The sequence below is a fragment of the Pseudomonas prosekii genome, from assembly GCF_900105155.1.
Taxonomy (GTDB): Bacteria; Pseudomonadota; Gammaproteobacteria; order Pseudomonadales; family Pseudomonadaceae; genus Aquipseudomonas; species Aquipseudomonas prosekii.
In genome coordinates this window covers 3,646,696-3,662,723 of record NZ_LT629762.1, presented here as the reverse complement: position 1 = coordinate 3,662,723, position 16,028 = coordinate 3,646,696, and the positions used below count along the sequence as shown (strand labels likewise).

Below are 16,028 nucleotides of genomic sequence, written 5' to 3'. Positions count from 1 at the left end.
GAGCTTGCTCGCGATAGAGCGCGAAGCGCTCTGTTACAACCCGCCAGTCGCCTGAAAACTCACGCCAATCACGGTGAGTAACGACAACGGCAACAACAGCGTATCGAGCAACGCACTGCCCGGCAGGTCCAGACCCGGATAGCTCGGCGCTTCAGCGCCAAACCGATCCATCTCACAACACCCGCCGTTCATCGCATACAAATCCAGCCGCGTTCCCGAATACACCACTGGCGCCCCCGGTTTGGCAGCATCGAGCGTGCGCGCCGTGGCGCAACCGGACAATTGCAACGCCAGCAGCACCGCCATCACCGCAGCCAGCAGCTTACTCATCATTGCTCAAGTGATGCTCGCCCCAGCGCGGCAGCATGTCTTGAGGGATGTTCAGCAGGTTGAGAATCCGCGCGACGACGAAGTCGATCAGGTCGTCGATGGTTTGCGGCTGGTGATAAAACCCCGGCGACGCCGGCAGGATCGTCACGCCCATGTTCGACAACTTGAGCATGTGCTCCAGATGAATGCTCGAATACGGCGCCTCGCGCGGCACCAGAATCAACTGGCGGCGTTCCTTCAAGGTGACGTCGGCGGCGCGTTCGATCAGGTTGTTGCAGGCGCCGGTAGCGATCGCCGACAAAGTCCCGGTCGAACACGGCACCACCACCATCGCCGCCGGCGCGCCGGAGCCCGAGGCCACCGGCGACATCCAGTCTTCCTTGCCGTACACCTTGATCTGCCCGGCAGCGGCGCCGGTGTATTCGGTGAGGAAGGCCTGCATCATTTGCGGTTTCGGCGGCAGCGTGACGTCGGTTTCGGTGGCCATGACCAACTGTGCAGCCTTGGAAATCAGGAAATGCACCTCGCGATCTTCACGCACCAGGCAATCGAGCAGGCGCAAACCGTACTGCGCGCCGGACGCGCCGGTCATCGCCAGGGTGATGCGTTCCGGGCCATGGCTCATCACGGCGCCGCTCATTGCAGCGCCTCGGCGAGTTTGCCGTGCAGGCCGCCGAAGCCGCCGTTGCTCATGATCACCACGTGAGTGCCGGGCTGCGCCTGGCTTTTCACCCGTTCGATGATGCCTTCCAGCGAATCGCTGACAATCGACGGCACCGTGCACAGCGCCGCAGTGCCCGCCAGATCCCAGCCGAGGTTGGCCGGCGCGTACCAGATCACTTGATCGGCATCGACCACGCTTTCCGGCAAACCGTCACGGTGCGCGCCGAGCTTCATCGAGTTGGAACGCGGCTCGATGATCGCAATCAGCGGCGCATCGCCGATTTTCTTGCGCAAGCCATCCAGCGTGGTGGCAATGGCGGTCGGGTGGTGGGCGAAGTCGTCGTAAATGGTGATGCCGCGCACTTCGGCGACTTTTTCCATCCGCCGCTTCACGCTTTTGAACGCGCTCAACGCGGCGATGCCCATCGACGGCACAACGCCGACATGCCGCGCCGCCGCCAATGTCGCCAAGGCATTGGCAACGTTGTGCTGGCCGGTCATGTCCCACTCGACCACGCCTTGCGCGACGCCTTCGAACATCACTTCAAACTTCGAACCGTCTTCGCTGAGCAACTTGACCTGCCACTGACCGCCGGCGCCGGTGGTTTGCACCGGGGTCCAGCAGCCCATTTCGATCACGCGTTGCAGCGCCGGCTCGGTGGTCGGATGGATCACCAGGCCTTCGCTCGGAATGGTACGCACCAAGTGGTGGAATTGCCGCTCGATGGCCGGCAGATCGGGGAAGATGTCGGCGTGATCGAACTCAAGGTTGTTGAGGATCGCGGTGCGCGGGCGGTAGTGAACAAACTTCGAGCGCTTGTCGAAGAACGCGCTGTCGTACTCGTCGGCTTCGATGACGAAGAACGGCGTGTCACCCAAACGCGCGGACACCGAGAAATTCTGCGGCACGCCGCCGATCAGGAAACCCGGGCTCATGCCGGCGTGTTCCAGCACCCAGGCGAGCATGCTGCTGGTGGTGGTCTTGCCGTGCGTGCCGGCGACGGCCAACACCCAGCGATTCTGCAGGACGTGATCGGCCAGCCATTGCGGGCCGGAAACGTAGGGCAGGCCTTTGTTCAGCACGTATTCGACGGCCGGGTTGCCGCGCGACATGGCGTTGCCGATGACCACCAGATCCGGCGCCGGATCAAGCTGCGCCGGGTCGTAACCCTGGGTCAGCTCAATGCCTTGCGCCTGGAGTTGAGTGCTCATCGGCGGATAGACGTTGGCATCGGAGCCGGTGACGTGGTGGCCCAGCTCTTTGGCCAGAACCGCCATCGAACCCATGAAAGTGCCGCAGATACCAAGAATATGAATGTGCATAGTCGACCTCGTAAAACATCGCCGCAGGTTAGCGTAGGGTGGCGAAATTCGCACTCTTTAGCTGAGACCGGCTTAGCTGAGATCGGCGCACCCCTCTGTGGCGAGGGGGTTCACCCCCGTTGGGCTGCGCAGCGGCCCCCCGAACCTGCAGCTGCAGTTTGCCAGGCACAGTGCGAATCGAGATTTACGACTGCTGCGCAGCCGAACGGGGGTAAACCCCCTCGCCACAAAAGCCGCTAGCAGACGATGTGGGGTTGAGATCATCACGCGGAACGGGCGATGTTGTGTTTGCGCAGCTTTCTATAGAGGGTATTGCGGCTGACGCCGAGTTGTTCGGCGGTGTGGGTCATGTGCCAGCGCTGCTGCTCCAGCGCATTCAGCAACGCCAGACGCTCGGCATCTTCCAGCGGATGCTCCGAAGACGTGTCCACCAACACTTCAACCGCCGGCCGTGCCTGACGAATCATCGTCGGTAGATCTTCCAGCCCGACTCGCCCGCCATCGCACAGCGCCGCCAAGGTGCGCAGCACATTGCGCAACTGCCGCACGTTCCCCGGCCAGGCAAAAGCAAGCAACGCCTGACGCGCCGGTTCGTCGATCAGCACGGTTTCGCCGCCCGCCTCTTCCGCCAGCAGAAAATCCAGCAACTGCGATTTATCGCTGCGTTCACGCAGGGCCGGCAGCGCCACTTCCAAACCATTCAAGCGGTAATACAAATCCTCGCGGAAGCTGCCGTCGTTCACCCGGTCAAGCAAATTGCGGTGGGTCGCGCTGATTATTCTGACGTTGACCGACTCCGGTTCGCCGCCAATCGGCACCACTTGCCGATCCTCCAAAACGCGCAGCAAGCGCGTCTGCAACGCCAGCGGCATGTCGCCGATTTCATCGAGAAACAACGTGCCGCCATCCGCCTGCTGCAACTTGCCGCGCATGCCTTCCTTGCGCGCGCCGGTAAAACTGCCGCCGCGATAACCGAACAATTCGCTTTCGATTAGGCTTTCGGGGATGGCCGCGCAGTTCAGCGCGACGAAGGATTTCGGCGCGCGCTGGCTGGCCTGATGCACGGCTTTGGCGAAAGCCTCCTTGCCGGAACCGGTTTCGCCATTGATCAGCAACGGCACGTCGCGCTCGAATACGCGCAAGGCTTTGCGGAAGTTCTCTTGCAACGCCGCATCGCCGAGACAGATGCCTGACAAGCGTGGACGCTCGGCCAGCAGCGGTTGCCCCGGCGCTGGCGCGGGGATACTGCGTGGCTGGCCGCGCAGCACCGCGAACAGATTGCGCCCATCGCGCGTGCGCAACGGCCAACTGGCGCTGGCATTGGCGCTGGCGCGGCCGAGCAATTGGTCCAGCGAGCAATCGAAAAACGCTTCCACCGGTTTGCCGAGCAGCCCGCCGCGAATATGCCCGAGCAGGTTCAGCGCACTTTGATTGACCGCGCTGATCCGCCCTTCGCCGTCAAACGCCAGCAGCCCTTCGCTGAACAGCCCGACCGATTCGGCCTGCAAGTGAAAACGCAGCAGCCATTGATTGTCGAAGTAGCGCAGGAAATAACAGCTCTCGATCATCTTCGCCGACAGATTGACCAGCGCCATGGTGTGAAACTGGCTCTGGCGCGAAACGTCGTGGCGCGCCGACGACACGTCGAGCACGGCGAGCAATTCGCCATGCGGGTCGAACACCGGGCTCGCCGAGCAGGTCAGGCCGGTGTGGCGGCCGCGAAAGTGTTCGTCCTGGTGGATGGTCAGCGCCTGACGCTCTACCAGGCAGGTGCCGATGCCGTTGGTGCCTTCGCAGGCTTCGCTCCAGTCGGCGCCGAGCCAGAGCCCCGCGCGCTCGAAAATCTGCCGCTCGGCAGGGGCGGTGACGCAATTGAGGATGACCCCGCGCGCATCGGTCAGCAGCACGGCGTGGCCGGCGCCGGAAAGTTGCTGGTGCAGGCTGGTCATTTCGCTGCCGGCAATCTGCAGCACTTGCTGCAAACGTTCACGGCTTTCGAGCACGCGGCCATGTTCGAGCACGGTGGGCGCCATGGTCAGGGCCGGGTCGAGGTGATAATCCTCAAGGCAGCGCAGCCACGAACGGGCAATCGACGGATCACTGCCGGGACCGTGCAGATGCGATTTGCCCTGGGTGACGGTCAAGACTTGTCGGGCATGGCGACTTAAATGGTTGTCGTGCATTTCTTATTGTTCTCCGAGCAGATACACATCCTGTGGGAGCTGAGCTTGCTCGCGATGGCGTCCTGACATTCAACATTAATGTTGGCTGTACAGACGTCATCGCGAGCAAGCTCAGCTCCCACAGGTTATGCAGCAGCCATCAAAGTTGCTTTCATTGCAATGACTGGGTTCCGAGCATCCTCCACGTCAGCGAGCATTGCAATGCTGGCAAGACTCATCAGTCACGCGCTGTGCCACAAGCGGTACAAACTGTCACCCACGCTGTACCAGACCCGCTACAGCGCCCCTCCGCCCGTCCGACAAAACCCGGCCAACCCCTTGGTTTCATTGCCCCGCAAGGCAGTGGCCCGACCTTTGCTCTACGCTTATAGCAGGCGCACATGCGCTCTCCCTTATAAGCACAAAAGCCAAGGAGAACTTCACCATGCGTTACGCTCACCCCGGTACTGAAGGCGCTATCGTTTCGTTCAAGAGCAAATACGGTAACTACATCGGCGGCGAGTTCGTCGCGCCTGTCAAAGGTCAGTACTTCACCACCACTTCGCCAGTCAATGGCCAACCGATTGCCGAATTCCCGCGCTCCACGGCTGAAGATATCGACAAAGCCCTCGACGCCGCCCACGCCGCAGCCGATGCCTGGGGCGCGACATCCGTCCAGGCGCGCTCGCTGGTGCTGCTGAAAATCGCTGATCGTATCGAAGCGAATCTGGAAGTCCTGGCGATCACCGAATCCTGGGACAACGGCAAAGCCGTGCGCGAAACCCTCAATGCCGACATCCCGCTGGCGGCAGATCACTTCCGCTACTTCGCCGGTTGCCTGCGTGCGCAGGAAGGCAGCGCTGCCGAAATCGACGGCAACACCGTGGCGTATCACATTCACGAACCGCTGGGCGTGGTCGGGCAGATCATCCCGTGGAACTTCCCGATCCTGATGGCCGCGTGGAAACTCGCCCCGGCCCTCGCCGCCGGTAACTGCGTGGTGCTCAAACCTGCCGAGCAAACGCCGCTGGGCATCACCGTGCTGATGGAACTGATCGGCGACCTGCTGCCGGCCGGCGTGCTCAACGTCGTGCAAGGGTTCGGCAAAGAAGCCGGCGAAGCCCTCGCCACCAGCAAACGCATCGCCAAAATTGCCTTCACCGGTTCGACGCCGGTCGGCTCGCACATCATGAAATGCGCCGCCGAAAACATTATCCCGTCCACCGTGGAGCTGGGTGGCAAGTCGCCGAACATCTTCTTCGAAGACATCATGCAAGCCGAGCCGACCTTTATCGAAAAGGCTGCCGAAGGTCTGGTGCTGGCGTTTTTCAACCAGGGCGAAGTCTGCACCTGCCCTTCCCGCGCGCTGGTTCAGGAATCGATTTACGACGAGTTCATGAAAGTCGTGATGAAAAAAGTCCTGCAAATCAAACGCGGCGACCCGCTGGACACCGACACCATGGTCGGCGCGCAGGCGTCCGAGCAGCAATTCGACAAAATCCTTTCGTACCTGGAAATTGCCAAGGGCGAAGGCGCCGAGCTGCTGACGGGCGGCAAAGTGGAAAAACTCGAGGGCAATCTGGCGACCGGGTATTACATCCAGCCGACCCTGCTCAAGGGCACCAACAAAATGCGCGTGTTCCAGGAAGAAATCTTTGGCCCGGTGGTGAGCATCACCACGTTCAAGGATGAAGCCGAAGCGCTGGCCATCGCCAACGACACCGAGTTCGGCCTCGGCGCCGGGCTGTGGACTCGCGACATCAACCGCGCCTACCGCATGGGGCGCGCGATCAAGGCTGGTCGGGTCTGGACCAACTGCTATCACCTGTACCCGGCGCACGCGGCGTTTGGCGGTTACAAAAAGTCCGGCGTCGGCCGTGAGACGCACAAAATGATGCTCGATCACTATCAGCAGACGAAAAACCTGCTGGTGAGTTACGACATCAATCCGCTGGGCTTCTTCTGATTCGGCGCGCAGCCGCGTAACGGCAATCGCGGGCAAGCCTCGCTCCCACAGGATTGGGTTGCTCCTGTGGGAGCACGGCTTGCCGGCGATGGCGGTTGTCCAGTTGCCGACGTTGTGAGCGTGAACTCTCCCGCCATCACCACTGCGGGTCAAAAACAATAAGAACAGGTGAACTCTTATGCCTAGCGATCAAACGGGAGTTCCGGCTACCGGCTCCTCCGTCGACTTCGAAAAAGTCGGCTCCGAATACTTCCAGCAACGCGAACTTAAAAAGGGTGCCGCCGGTTGGGTTCTGCTGGTCGGGCTCGGCGTTGCTTACGTCATCTCCGGCGACTACGCCGGTTGGAATTTCGGCCTCGCCCAAGGTGGTTGGGGCGGCATGTTTCTGGCCACGTTGCTGATGGCCACCATGTACCTGTGCATGTGCTTTTCCCTCGCTGAACTGTCCTCGATGATTCCTACCGCCGGCGGTGGCTACGGTTTCGCCCGCAGCGCATTCGGGCCGTGGGGCGGATTTCTCACCGGCACCGCGATCCTCATCGAATACGCCATCGCGCCAGCGGCAATTGCCGTGTTCATCGGCGCCTATTGCGAGTCGTTATTCGGCATCGGCGGCTGGATGATCTATTTGGCGTTCTACATCATCTTCATCGCCATCCACATATTCGGCGTCGGCGAAGCGTTGAAACTGATGTTCGTGATCACCGCCGTCGCCGCACTGGCACTGGGTGTGTTTCTGGTGGCGATGGTGCCGCACTTCAACGTGGCCAATCTGCTCGACATTCCAGTGACCGACGCCAAGGGCGCCAGCACTTTCCTGCCCTTCGGTTACGTTGGCGTCTGGGCGGCGATCCCCTACGCGATCTGGTTTTTCCTTGCGGTCGAAGGCGTGCCGTTGGCCGCCGAAGAAACCAAAAACCCCAAGCGCGACCTGCCCCGTGGCCTGATCGGCGCGATGCTGGTGCTGGTGAGTTTTGCCCTGTTGATCCTGGTCATCGGCCCCGGCGGCGCGGGCGCCAATGCCTTGTTGACCTCGGGTAATCCGCTGGTCGAAGCGTTGAGCAAAGCCTACGGCGGTTCAACGTGGATGGGCTCTTTCGTCAACCTCGTCGGTCTGGCCGGGCTGATCGCCAGTTTCTTCTCGATCATCTACGCCTACTCGCGGCAGATCTTTGCCCTGTCCCGCGCCGGTTACCTGCCGCGCAAACTGTCGGAAACCAATAAAAGCAAAGCGCCGGTGCTGGCGTTGATCATCCCCGGCATCATCGGTTTTGGCCTGTCGTTGACCGGCCAAGGCGATCTGCTGATTCTGGTGGCGGTGTTCGGCGCGACGATTTCCTACGTGCTGATGATGGCGGCGCAAATCACCCTGCGCATCCGTCGCCCCAAAATGGACCGTCCGTACCGTACGCCGGGCGGCATTTTCACTTCCGGCGTTGCACTGGTTCTGGCGTGCATCGCTGTGGTGGCGGGGTTTCTGGTGGATCCACGGGTGGTCATCGGCGCGGCGATCATCTATGGAGTGTTAATTGCTTACTTTGCTTTCTACAGTCGGCATCACTTGGTAGCAGGCACGCCCGAAGAGGAATTCGCGGCGATTCAGCAAGCAGAAGAAGCCTTGCACTGACCGCCGCACCTCTCGGCGCAAACTTCGGCGCAGCCCTGCAAACATAGGGGCTGCGTCGTCACGGAGAATCTGTATGGCTAGTTTTGCTCACACGGTCGGCGCCCAGACTTATCGCTTCGACAGCCTCAAAGACGTCATGGCCAAGGCCAGCCCGGCGCGTTCCGGGGACTTTCTGGCGGGCGTGGCCGCGCTCAACGACGGCGAGCGAGTGGCCGCACAAATGGCCTTGGCCGACATCGCGCTGACCCATTTTCTGCAGGAAGCGGTGATCCCTTACGAGGCCGATGAAGTCACCCGGCTGATCATCGACACCCACGATAAACAGGCTTTCGCCGTGGTCAGCCACCTGACCGTCGGCGGTTTTCGCGACTGGCTGCTCAGCGATGCCGCCGACGAACAGAGCCTGCGCGCCCTCGCCCCCGGCCTGACCCCGGAAATGGTCGCCGCCGTGTCGAAAATCATGCGCGTGCAGGACCTGGTGCTGGTGGCGCAGAAGATCCGCGTGGTCACCCAATTTCGCGGCACCATGGGCCTGCGCGGCCGCTTGTCCACGCGCCTGCAGCCCAACCATCCGACCGACGAACCGGCCGGCATCGCTGCGAGCATTCTCGACGGCCTGCTCTACGGCAACGGCGACGCGATGATCGGCATCAACCCGGCCACCGACAGCATCGCCTCAATCTGCGCGATGCTGGAAATGCTCGACGCGATCATCCAGCGCTACGACATTCCGACCCAGGCCTGCGTGCTGACTCACGTCACCACCTCGATCGAAGCGGTGAACCGTGGCGTGCCGCTGGACCTGGTGTTCCAGTCGATTGCCGGCACCGAAGCGGCCAACGCCAGTTTCGGCATCAACCTCAATCTGTTGCAGGAAGGTTACGACGCGGGGCTCAGCCTCAATCGCGGCACCCTCGGGCAAAACCTGATGTATTTCGAAACCGGCCAGGGCAGCGCCTTGTCGGCCAACGCCCACCATGGCGTCGATCAACAGACCTGCGAGACGCGCGCCTACGCCGTGGCGCGCCATTTCAAACCGTTTCTGGTGAACACCGTCGTCGGATTTATCGGCCCGGAATACCTCTACAACGGCAAACAGATCATCCGCGCCGGCCTCGAAGATCACTTCTGCGGCAAGTTGCTCGGTGTGCCGATGGGCTGCGACATCTGCTACACCAACCACGCCGAAGCCGATCAGGACGACATGGACACCCTGCTGACCCTGCTCGGCGTGGCTGGCATCAACTTCATCATGGGCATCCCCGGCTCCGACGACATCATGCTCAACTACCAGACCACCTCGTTCCACGACGCGCTCTACGCGCGCCAAACGCTTGGTTTAAAACCGGCACCGGAGTTTGAGCAGTGGCTGGAGAAAATGGGCATCTTCACCCAGGCTGACGGCAAGATTCAGTTCGGCAACAGCCTGCCGCCGGCCTTCCGCCACGCCTTGGCGCAACTGGGATGAGTGTTGAAATGGATAAACCACCTGTTGATCCGCAGAACCCGTGGCTGCAATTGCGCAACCTGACACCGGCGCGGATTGCCCTCGGTCGCACCGGCACCAGCATGCCCACCGGCGCGCAACTGGATTTCCAATACGCCCACGCGCAGGCCCGCGACGCGGTGCATTTGCCGTTTGACCACGGCGCAATCAGCGCCCAACTGGCCGAACGTGGACGCGAGAGTTTGTTGCTGCACAGCGCCGCCACCGACCGAAACAGCTATCTGCAGCGCCCGGACCTCGGGCGCAAGTTGGATGATCAATCGGCGCAAACCCTGCGTGATTACGCGGCGGCGCATCCCGGCGGGGTCGATCTGGTGATCGTGGTCGCCGATGGTTTGTCGGCGCTGGCCGTGCACCGGCACACCTTGCCGTTTCTGACGCGCATGGAAGAACAGGCTGGCGCCGACGGTTGGTCGTTGGCGCCGGTGATGTTGGTCGAACAGGGCCGAGTGGCCGTGGCTGACGAGATCGGTGAACTGCTCGGCGCAAAAATGGCGGTGATCCTGATTGGCGAACGCCCCGGCCTCAGCTCGCCGGACAGCCTGGGGTTGTACTTCACCTACAACCCGAAGGTCGGCCTCACCGATGCCTATCGCAATTGCATTTCCAACGTCCGATTGGAAGGCCTCAGCTACGGCATGGCGGCGCACCGTTTGCTGTATCTGATGCGCGAAGCCTGCCGGCGTCAGTTGTCGGGGGTCAATCTGAAGGACGAAGCGCAACTTCAGACGCTGGACTCGGAAAACGCCGCCGACATGAAAGGAAATTTCCTGCTCAGTCCGCCGCAGGCCTGAACCGTTTCCGCATTGCGTTTCTGCTCCGGTTTCAGGCAGGATCGACGCACGGCTGCCCGGGTAGATCGCCGTCAGCGCACGTGAAGACAGCCACTTGAAGACGAGAACAATCAATGCGGATTATTCAAGCGACCCTCGAACATCTGGACCTCCTGACCCCGTTGTTCGTCAAATATCGTGAGTTTTACGGCTCCCTGCCCTATCCGGACTCGTCCCGGGCGTTTCTCGAAAAACGCCTGCGCCGCAAGGAATCGGTGATTTACCTGGCGTTGTCCGATGACGACAACAAGCTGATGGGTTTTTGTCAGCTGTACCCGAGCTTTTCCTCGTTGTCGCTGAAACGTGTGTGGATCCTCAACGACATCTACGTCGCCGAAGACGCGCGCCGACAACTGGTCGCCGACAACCTGATCCGCACCGCGAAGAAAATGGCCAAGGAAACCAACGCCGTGCGCATGCGTGTGTCGACCAGCAGCGACAACGAAGTGGCGCAGAAAACCTACGAGTCGATCGGGTTCAAGGAAGACACCGAATTCAAGAATTACGTGCTGCCAATCAGCGACGAGCTGTAACACTTTCAGCGCGGCGAGCGACTTGTAGCGAGAGCGCTTTTGTGGCGAGGGGGCTTGCCCCCGTTCGGCTGCGAAGCAGTCGTAAACCAAGACAACACCCTGTAACTGCAGGGGTCGCTTCGCGCCCAACGGGGGCAAGCCCCCTCGCCACAAGGGCTCACACCCACGAAGATCGGCGTGAGCCATGGGTCGCACCGTGACATCCCCCGCTACAAACTCGGCACGCTTTTGAGTGTTCCGGCCGTATAATCCCGAGCTTCCCGTCTTGTAAGAAAAACTACACCTGCTTGTAGCCTTACATGAAGTCATACGCACAGGTCTGCCGAGTCGGACCGCCTCAACAGGTGCCCCTCCATGGATTTCAACCCGATCGACCTTATCCTGCATCTCGATGTGTATCTCGACATGCTGGTGACCAATTACGGGCCATGGATCTACGCCATCCTGTTTCTGGTGATCTTCTGCGAGACCGGGCTGGTGGTAATGCCGTTCCTGCCGGGTGATTCCCTGCTGTTTATTGCCGGCGCGGTAGCGGCTGGTGGCGGCATGGACCCGGTGCTGCTGGGCGGCCTGCTGATGTTGGCGGCGATCCTCGGCGACAGCACCAATTACGTGATCGGCCGAACCACCGGGGAGAAGCTCTTCAGCAACCCCAACTCGAAAATCTTCCGCCGCGATTACCTGCAAAAAACCCACGATTTCTACGATAAGCACGGCGGCAAAACCGTCACGCTCGCGCGGTTCCTGCCGATCATCCGTACGTTTGCGCCGTTCGTCGCCGGTGTCGCGAAGATGCCTTATCCACGCTTTTTCGGCTTCAGCGTCCTCGGCACGATTCTTTGGGTCGGTGGCCTGGTGACCTTGGGTTACTTCTTCGGCAACGTACCGTTCATCAAGAAAAACCTGTCGCTGCTGGTCGTCGCCATCATCCTGCTATCGCTGGTGCCGATGATCATCGGCCTGGTCCGCAGCCGTTTCGGCGGTTCGAGCTCCAAAGCCGAAACCCGCTAAGCATCTATGTGGTCCCTGAGCGCCTGGCGTCGCCGGCGCATTCTGGCCAGACACCCGATTGCCGACGACGCATGGCAGCGGGTGCGCCAGCACTTGAGTTTCCTCGACGGCCTCAGCGCCGCCGAAGACCAATGGCTGCGTGAAGCCTGCGTGCTGTTCCTCGACGCCAAACACCTGACCGCGCTGCCCGGCGTCGAACTGCATCAGGAGCAACGCCTGTTGCTCGCCGCGCAAGCGCAATTGCCGCTGCTCAATCTTGGCGAGCTGAACTGGTATCAGGGTTTCCACGAAATCGTGTTGTATCCCGACGACTTCCTCAGCCCGCAGCGCCATCGGGACGCCAGCGGCGTCGAACACGAATGGGACGGCGAGCACAGCGGCGAAGCCTGGCAGCAAGGCCCGGTGATTCTCGCCTGGCCGGGCGTGATGGCCAGCGGCGGCTGGGAAGGCTATAACCTGGTGATCCACGAACTGGCGCACAAACTCGACATGCTCAACGGCGACGCCAACGGCCTGCCGCCGCTGCACCCGAGCATGCGCGTCAGCGACTGGGCAAGCGTGATGCAACAGGCCTTCGACGACCTGAACCGGCAACTGGACCACGACCCCGACGCCGAAACCGCGATCGACCCGTACGCCGCCGAGAACCCGGCCGAATTCTTCGCCGTCACCAGCGAATACTTCTTCAGCGCCCCGGATTTGCTCCACGAGGCTTATCCGCAAGTCTACGAGCAGCTAATGCTTTTCTATCGCCAGGATCCGCTGGCCCGGCTGCGGCAACTTCTCGCCGAGAACCCGGTCTATCAGGCACACGACTAAGGTCTCTACGACCTCTGGTACGTGGCGTCGCCGGCAGAATATGCCTATAATCGCCGCCACTTTTTGGTCAATCCGGCCAAGTGTTTTTGGTCAACTAACGGGGGCACCGCCCAATGAGCTACAGCAAGATTCCGGCTGGCAAAGACCTGCCGAACGACATCTACGTCGCGATCGAGATCCCGGCCAACCACGCGCCGATCAAATACGAAATCGACAAAGACAGCGATTGCCTGTTCGTTGACCGTTTCATGGCCACCCCGATGTTCTACCCGGCCAACTACGGTTTCATCCCTAACACTCTGGCAGACGACGGTGATCCCCTCGACGTGCTGGTCGTGACCCCTTACCCGGTTGCTCCAGGCTCGGTGATCCGCGCGCGTCCAGTCGGCATCCTGCACATGACCGACGACGGCGGCGGCGATGCCAAAGTCATCGCAGTGCCACACGACAAGCTGTCCCAGCTGTACGTCGACGTGAAGGAATACACCGATCTGCCAGCCCTGCTGCTGGAACAGATCAAGCACTTCTTCGAGAACTACAAAGACCTCGAAAAAGGCAAATGGGTGAAGATCGAAGGTTGGGGCGACGCAGAAGCCGCTCGCACCGAGATCATGAAGTCGGTTGCTGCTTACAAAGGCTGAACACAGCTGTGAGCCTTGAGCTTCACGCTGCAAGAAAAACCCCGGTGCTCCGGGGTTTTTTGTGGGCGCTGACAACAGCGCTGGCAAACAGAGCGTTTAAGGATTTTCTTGTACGGTTTTTGGCTGTGTAGCGTTCCTTAAAACCGGCTTACATCCAGTCGTAAAATTCCCGCGCAATTTGAACAGTTCGTTTATTCAAAGCCCTCGCCAGCGCCCGTAGACTCGCGCTCATGAAAAAAAACACTAGCGGTCCACGGTTTAAAGCGCTGCTCAAAGCAGCGAACATCACGACGACAGGATTCGCCGATTTCCTGGACACGCCTCCGCAAAATGTACACAACTGGTACACCCGCGGAGTGCCCGCTTACTGCATGGAAGAAGTCGCGCGCAAACTCTCAGTTCACAGCACCTGGCTGAAAACCGCCGAAGGGCCGAAAGACCTGTGCCTGATCGACGAGACCGGCAACCTCTACGACGCCCAGGCGATTCGCGGTTCCTACAGCGTGCTCGAACCGACCGACGTCGAGCTGCCCTTCTATAAAGAAGTGGCCATTGCCCCCGGTTCCAACAAGACTCACGTGATCGAAGACGACAGCCAACCCATGCGCCTGTCCCGCAGCGATCTCGACTCACTGGACATCAACTATAAGGACGCCATCTGCGCCCACATGATCGGCAACAGCATGGCCGAGAAAATCGAAGACGGCTCGATCATCGCGATTGATCGCGGCTTGACCCAGATCGTCGACGGCGAAATCTACGCGATCGAGCACGACGGCATGTTGCGGATCAAATACCTGCACCGGATGCCCGGCAACGGCCTGCGATTACGCAGCCACAACAGCGCGCAATACCCGGACGAAGTGTTCCGGGCGGCACAGATCGAAGAGCAAAACATCCACGTGCTGGGCTGGGTGTTCTGGTGGTCGACACTGCACAAACGACGGCCGCCATTGCCATTCCTGTAACGCATTCCTCTGTAGCAGCTGGCGAAGCCTGCGTCCGGCCGCGCAGCAGTCGTAAATCCGGTAATCGCGGTCATTCAGTCACACCGGGGGCCATGACCTTACGACTGCTACGCAGCCGGACGCAGCCTTCGGCAGCGGCTACACATCAGTGCAATCGCTCTACCCGGCACTTCCCACTGGGAATCCGCAAAAAAAATCAGTATGCTGCGCCCCACATTTGCGCTCACCCCGCCCCGCGGCGCTGAGCGCACCCGACCCGGCAGATGACTTTCTCGCCGAGTCCCACAGCCGGACGCAAGATCCGGGTGTACGTTTTGAAGGCTGGCGCGGTTTACCAAAAATAAACCAAGCCAGTCCCCGAGAAGCCGGCCACAAGCCGGCTTTTTAATGTCTGAAATAATCCTATCCCGTCCGAAAATCCTCCTGATAGCCAGGTTACTCCGGGCGTTTCAGGCATCCCCCTGCACAAGACGCAAGAGATAGGTGACCTTTGGAAGCAGATCACCGGAGGGCACGGCAGGTACTGTAGTTGCAACGCCGCTAAGAACGGTTACCGTAATCTCGGCATCGGGATGATCAACTGTAACGATACTCATGCCTCCGCAAACGTAGTTAGTGCCATGACCTACCTTGGCAAGGAAAGACAACATTTGCGCCGCAAGCCGGCACGCATGAGAAGCCTTGGTATCGGCCTCTTGAGTAGTTAGAGACCGAAGAACAACTTAGCTATCCAAAGTGGGCAGTGATGCCTCATCGCCATGATGCGCAAGTAGTTGCGCACTTATTCTTCAACAAAGCCCTTAAATATCGCTAAGCGCTAAGTGCGCCGTGGCCTGTAGCCGAGTGGGCAAGAAGTTGCGCAGTACTGCGCAAGAAGTTGCGCACTTTGTGGGGTGTTGTCCCTTGAAAATCACCCAGCGATTGAAAAACCTCGGCCATCTCCCGGTTTACATAGCCCTCAACATTTATGGCACGGACCTTGATAACAGTCAGGCACCCACCGGGCGATATCGCCTCCCGGGCACCCTAAATTTTTAGCAAGGAGCACCTCCATGGCTACACCAGCGTACATGTCCGTCACTGGCGAAAAACAAGGTCTGATCACCGCCGGCGCTTTCACTGCCGATTCGGTTGGCAACACCTACCAGGAAGGTCACGAAGACCAGGTCATGGTTCAGGCTTTCAGCCACGACGTCATCATCCCGCGTGACCCGCAGTCCGGCCAACCTACTGGTCAGCGTGTGCACAAGCCAGTTGTGATCACCAAGGTCTACGACAAGGCTTCGCCATTGCTGCAAGCCGCTCTGACTTCCGGCGAGCGCATGAGCGAAATCGTTATCCAGTGGTATCGCACTTCGGCCCAAGGGACCCAAGAGCACTACTACACCACCAAACTGGAAGACGCGATCATCGTCGCCATCAACAACAAAATGCACAACTGCCAGGACCCGTCGAACTCGCACTTCACGCACCTGGAAGAAGTACAGTTCACCTACCGCAAAATCACCTGGACCCACGAAGTATCCGGTACTTCGGGTTCCGATGACTGGCGTCAGCCAGTCGCTTAATCGCGGCTGATCGTTACAAACGTCGGCCAGCTCTGCTGGTCGATGTGATTTATGCCTTGCAGCGTTGATGTGCGGAC

14 protein-coding genes are annotated in these 16,028 nt (G+C 60.3%); 10 read left to right on the top strand and 4 right to left on the bottom strand.

The genetic code is table 11. The features are described 5' to 3' along the window. Positions 1-33 precede the first annotated feature (33 nt). From BLU01_RS16600 to BLU01_RS16585, 4 genes are all read right to left on the bottom strand, one after another. Complete coding sequence (locus tag BLU01_RS16600; protein ID WP_092277597.1) at positions 34-330, bottom strand: YceK/YidQ family lipoprotein; 297 nt, start codon at positions 328-330, stop codon at positions 34-36. Next, positions 323-955, bottom strand: coding sequence for a flavin prenyltransferase UbiX (gene ubiX / locus BLU01_RS16595; protein WP_092281636.1), 633 nt, complete (start codon positions 953-955; stop codon positions 323-325). The genes BLU01_RS16600 and ubiX overlap by 8 nt, the downstream gene beginning before the upstream one ends. A gap of 11 nt (positions 956-966) precedes the next feature. Further along, positions 967-2,316, bottom strand: coding sequence for a UDP-N-acetylmuramate:L-alanyl-gamma-D-glutamyl-meso-diaminopimelate ligase (gene mpl / locus BLU01_RS16590; RefSeq protein ID WP_092277595.1), 1,350 nt, complete (start codon positions 2,314-2,316; stop codon positions 967-969). Positions 2,317-2,579: 263 nt separating this feature from the next. Then, positions 2,580-4,499 carry a sigma-54-dependent Fis family transcriptional regulator gene (locus BLU01_RS16585; protein ID WP_092277593.1) on the bottom strand — a complete coding sequence of 640 codons (1,920 nt, stop codon included), beginning with the start codon at positions 4,497-4,499 and terminating at the stop codon, positions 2,580-2,582. Between the two features lie 424 nt (positions 4,500-4,923). Between BLU01_RS16585 and exaC the strand changes: the two genes are divergently transcribed. The 10 genes from exaC (at position 4,924) to BLU01_RS16535 (ending at position 15,951) form a co-directional block, all read left to right on the top strand. Then, positions 4,924-6,444, top strand: a complete 1,521-nt coding sequence (exaC, locus tag BLU01_RS16580) for an acetaldehyde dehydrogenase ExaC (protein ID WP_092277591.1) — start codon at positions 4,924-4,926, stop codon at positions 6,442-6,444. Between the two features lie 178 nt (positions 6,445-6,622). After that, positions 6,623-8,071 carry an ethanolamine permease gene (gene eat, locus BLU01_RS16575; protein WP_092277589.1) on the top strand — a complete coding sequence of 483 codons (1,449 nt, stop codon included), beginning with the start codon at positions 6,623-6,625 and terminating at the stop codon, positions 8,069-8,071. 73 nt (positions 8,072-8,144) lie between these two features. Continuing rightward, positions 8,145-9,539, top strand: a complete 1,395-nt coding sequence (locus BLU01_RS16570) for an ethanolamine ammonia-lyase subunit EutB (protein ID WP_092277587.1) — start codon at positions 8,145-8,147, stop codon at positions 9,537-9,539. Positions 9,540-9,547: 8 nt separating this feature from the next. After that, positions 9,548-10,372 carry an ethanolamine ammonia-lyase subunit EutC gene (gene eutC, locus BLU01_RS16565; protein ID WP_092277585.1) on the top strand — a complete coding sequence of 275 codons (825 nt, stop codon included), beginning with the start codon at positions 9,548-9,550 and terminating at the stop codon, positions 10,370-10,372. A 113-nt stretch (positions 10,373-10,485) separates the two neighbouring features. Continuing rightward, positions 10,486-10,944, top strand: coding sequence for a GNAT family N-acetyltransferase (locus BLU01_RS16560; RefSeq protein ID WP_092277583.1), 459 nt, complete (start codon positions 10,486-10,488; stop codon positions 10,942-10,944). Positions 10,945-11,298: 354 nt separating this feature from the next. Continuing rightward, on the top strand, positions 11,299-11,955 hold the full coding sequence (locus BLU01_RS16555) for a DedA family protein (RefSeq protein WP_092277581.1): 657 nt from the start codon (positions 11,299-11,301) through the stop codon (positions 11,953-11,955). 6 nt (positions 11,956-11,961) lie between these two features. Then, entirely contained in the window at positions 11,962-12,774 is an 813-nt protein-coding gene (locus tag BLU01_RS16550) for a M90 family metallopeptidase (protein WP_092277579.1), read from the top strand. Positions 12,775-12,887: 113 nt separating this feature from the next. Then, complete coding sequence (ppa, locus tag BLU01_RS16545; RefSeq protein ID WP_045061525.1) at positions 12,888-13,415, top strand: inorganic diphosphatase; 528 nt, start codon at positions 12,888-12,890, stop codon at positions 13,413-13,415. Between the two features lie 230 nt (positions 13,416-13,645). Beyond that, the gene (locus BLU01_RS16540; protein ID WP_092277577.1) at positions 13,646-14,383 is read left to right on the top strand and encodes a S24 family peptidase; all 738 of its coding nucleotides are present in this window, start codon (positions 13,646-13,648) and stop codon (positions 14,381-14,383) included. A gap of 1,052 nt (positions 14,384-15,435) precedes the next feature. Then, the gene (locus tag BLU01_RS16535; protein ID WP_054051032.1) at positions 15,436-15,951 is read left to right on the top strand and encodes an Hcp family type VI secretion system effector; all 516 of its coding nucleotides are present in this window, start codon (positions 15,436-15,438) and stop codon (positions 15,949-15,951) included. The last annotated feature ends 77 nt before the right edge of the window (positions 15,952-16,028 follow it).

What these genes read in the sequence shown, in the direction of transcription:
- BLU01_RS16600 (WP_092277597.1), bottom strand. Translation starts at nt 330, where the DNA reads ATGAGTAAGCTGCTGGCTGCGGTGATGGCGGTGCTGCTGGCGTTGCAA.
- ubiX (WP_092281636.1), bottom strand. Translation starts at nt 955, where the DNA reads ATGAGCCATGGCCCGGAACGCATCACCCTGGCGATGACCGGCGCGTCC.
- mpl (WP_092277595.1), bottom strand. Translation starts at nt 2,316, where the DNA reads ATGCACATTCATATTCTTGGTATCTGCGGCACTTTCATGGGTTCGATG.
- BLU01_RS16585 (WP_092277593.1), bottom strand. Translation starts at nt 4,499, where the DNA reads ATGCACGACAACCATTTAAGTCGCCATGCCCGACAAGTCTTGACCGTC.
- exaC (WP_092277591.1), top strand. Translation starts at nt 4,924, where the DNA reads ATGCGTTACGCTCACCCCGGTACTGAAGGCGCTATCGTTTCGTTCAAG.
- eat (WP_092277589.1), top strand. Translation starts at nt 6,623, where the DNA reads ATGCCTAGCGATCAAACGGGAGTTCCGGCTACCGGCTCCTCCGTCGAC.
- BLU01_RS16570 (WP_092277587.1), top strand. Translation starts at nt 8,145, where the DNA reads ATGGCTAGTTTTGCTCACACGGTCGGCGCCCAGACTTATCGCTTCGAC.
- eutC (WP_092277585.1), top strand. Translation starts at nt 9,548, where the DNA reads ATGGATAAACCACCTGTTGATCCGCAGAACCCGTGGCTGCAATTGCGC.
- BLU01_RS16560 (WP_092277583.1), top strand. Translation starts at nt 10,486, where the DNA reads ATGCGGATTATTCAAGCGACCCTCGAACATCTGGACCTCCTGACCCCG.
- BLU01_RS16555 (WP_092277581.1), top strand. Translation starts at nt 11,299, where the DNA reads ATGGATTTCAACCCGATCGACCTTATCCTGCATCTCGATGTGTATCTC.
- BLU01_RS16550 (WP_092277579.1), top strand. Translation starts at nt 11,962, where the DNA reads ATGTGGTCCCTGAGCGCCTGGCGTCGCCGGCGCATTCTGGCCAGACAC.
- ppa (WP_045061525.1), top strand. Translation starts at nt 12,888, where the DNA reads ATGAGCTACAGCAAGATTCCGGCTGGCAAAGACCTGCCGAACGACATC.
- BLU01_RS16540 (WP_092277577.1), top strand. Translation starts at nt 13,646, where the DNA reads ATGAAAAAAAACACTAGCGGTCCACGGTTTAAAGCGCTGCTCAAAGCA.
- BLU01_RS16535 (WP_054051032.1), top strand. Translation starts at nt 15,436, where the DNA reads ATGGCTACACCAGCGTACATGTCCGTCACTGGCGAAAAACAAGGTCTG.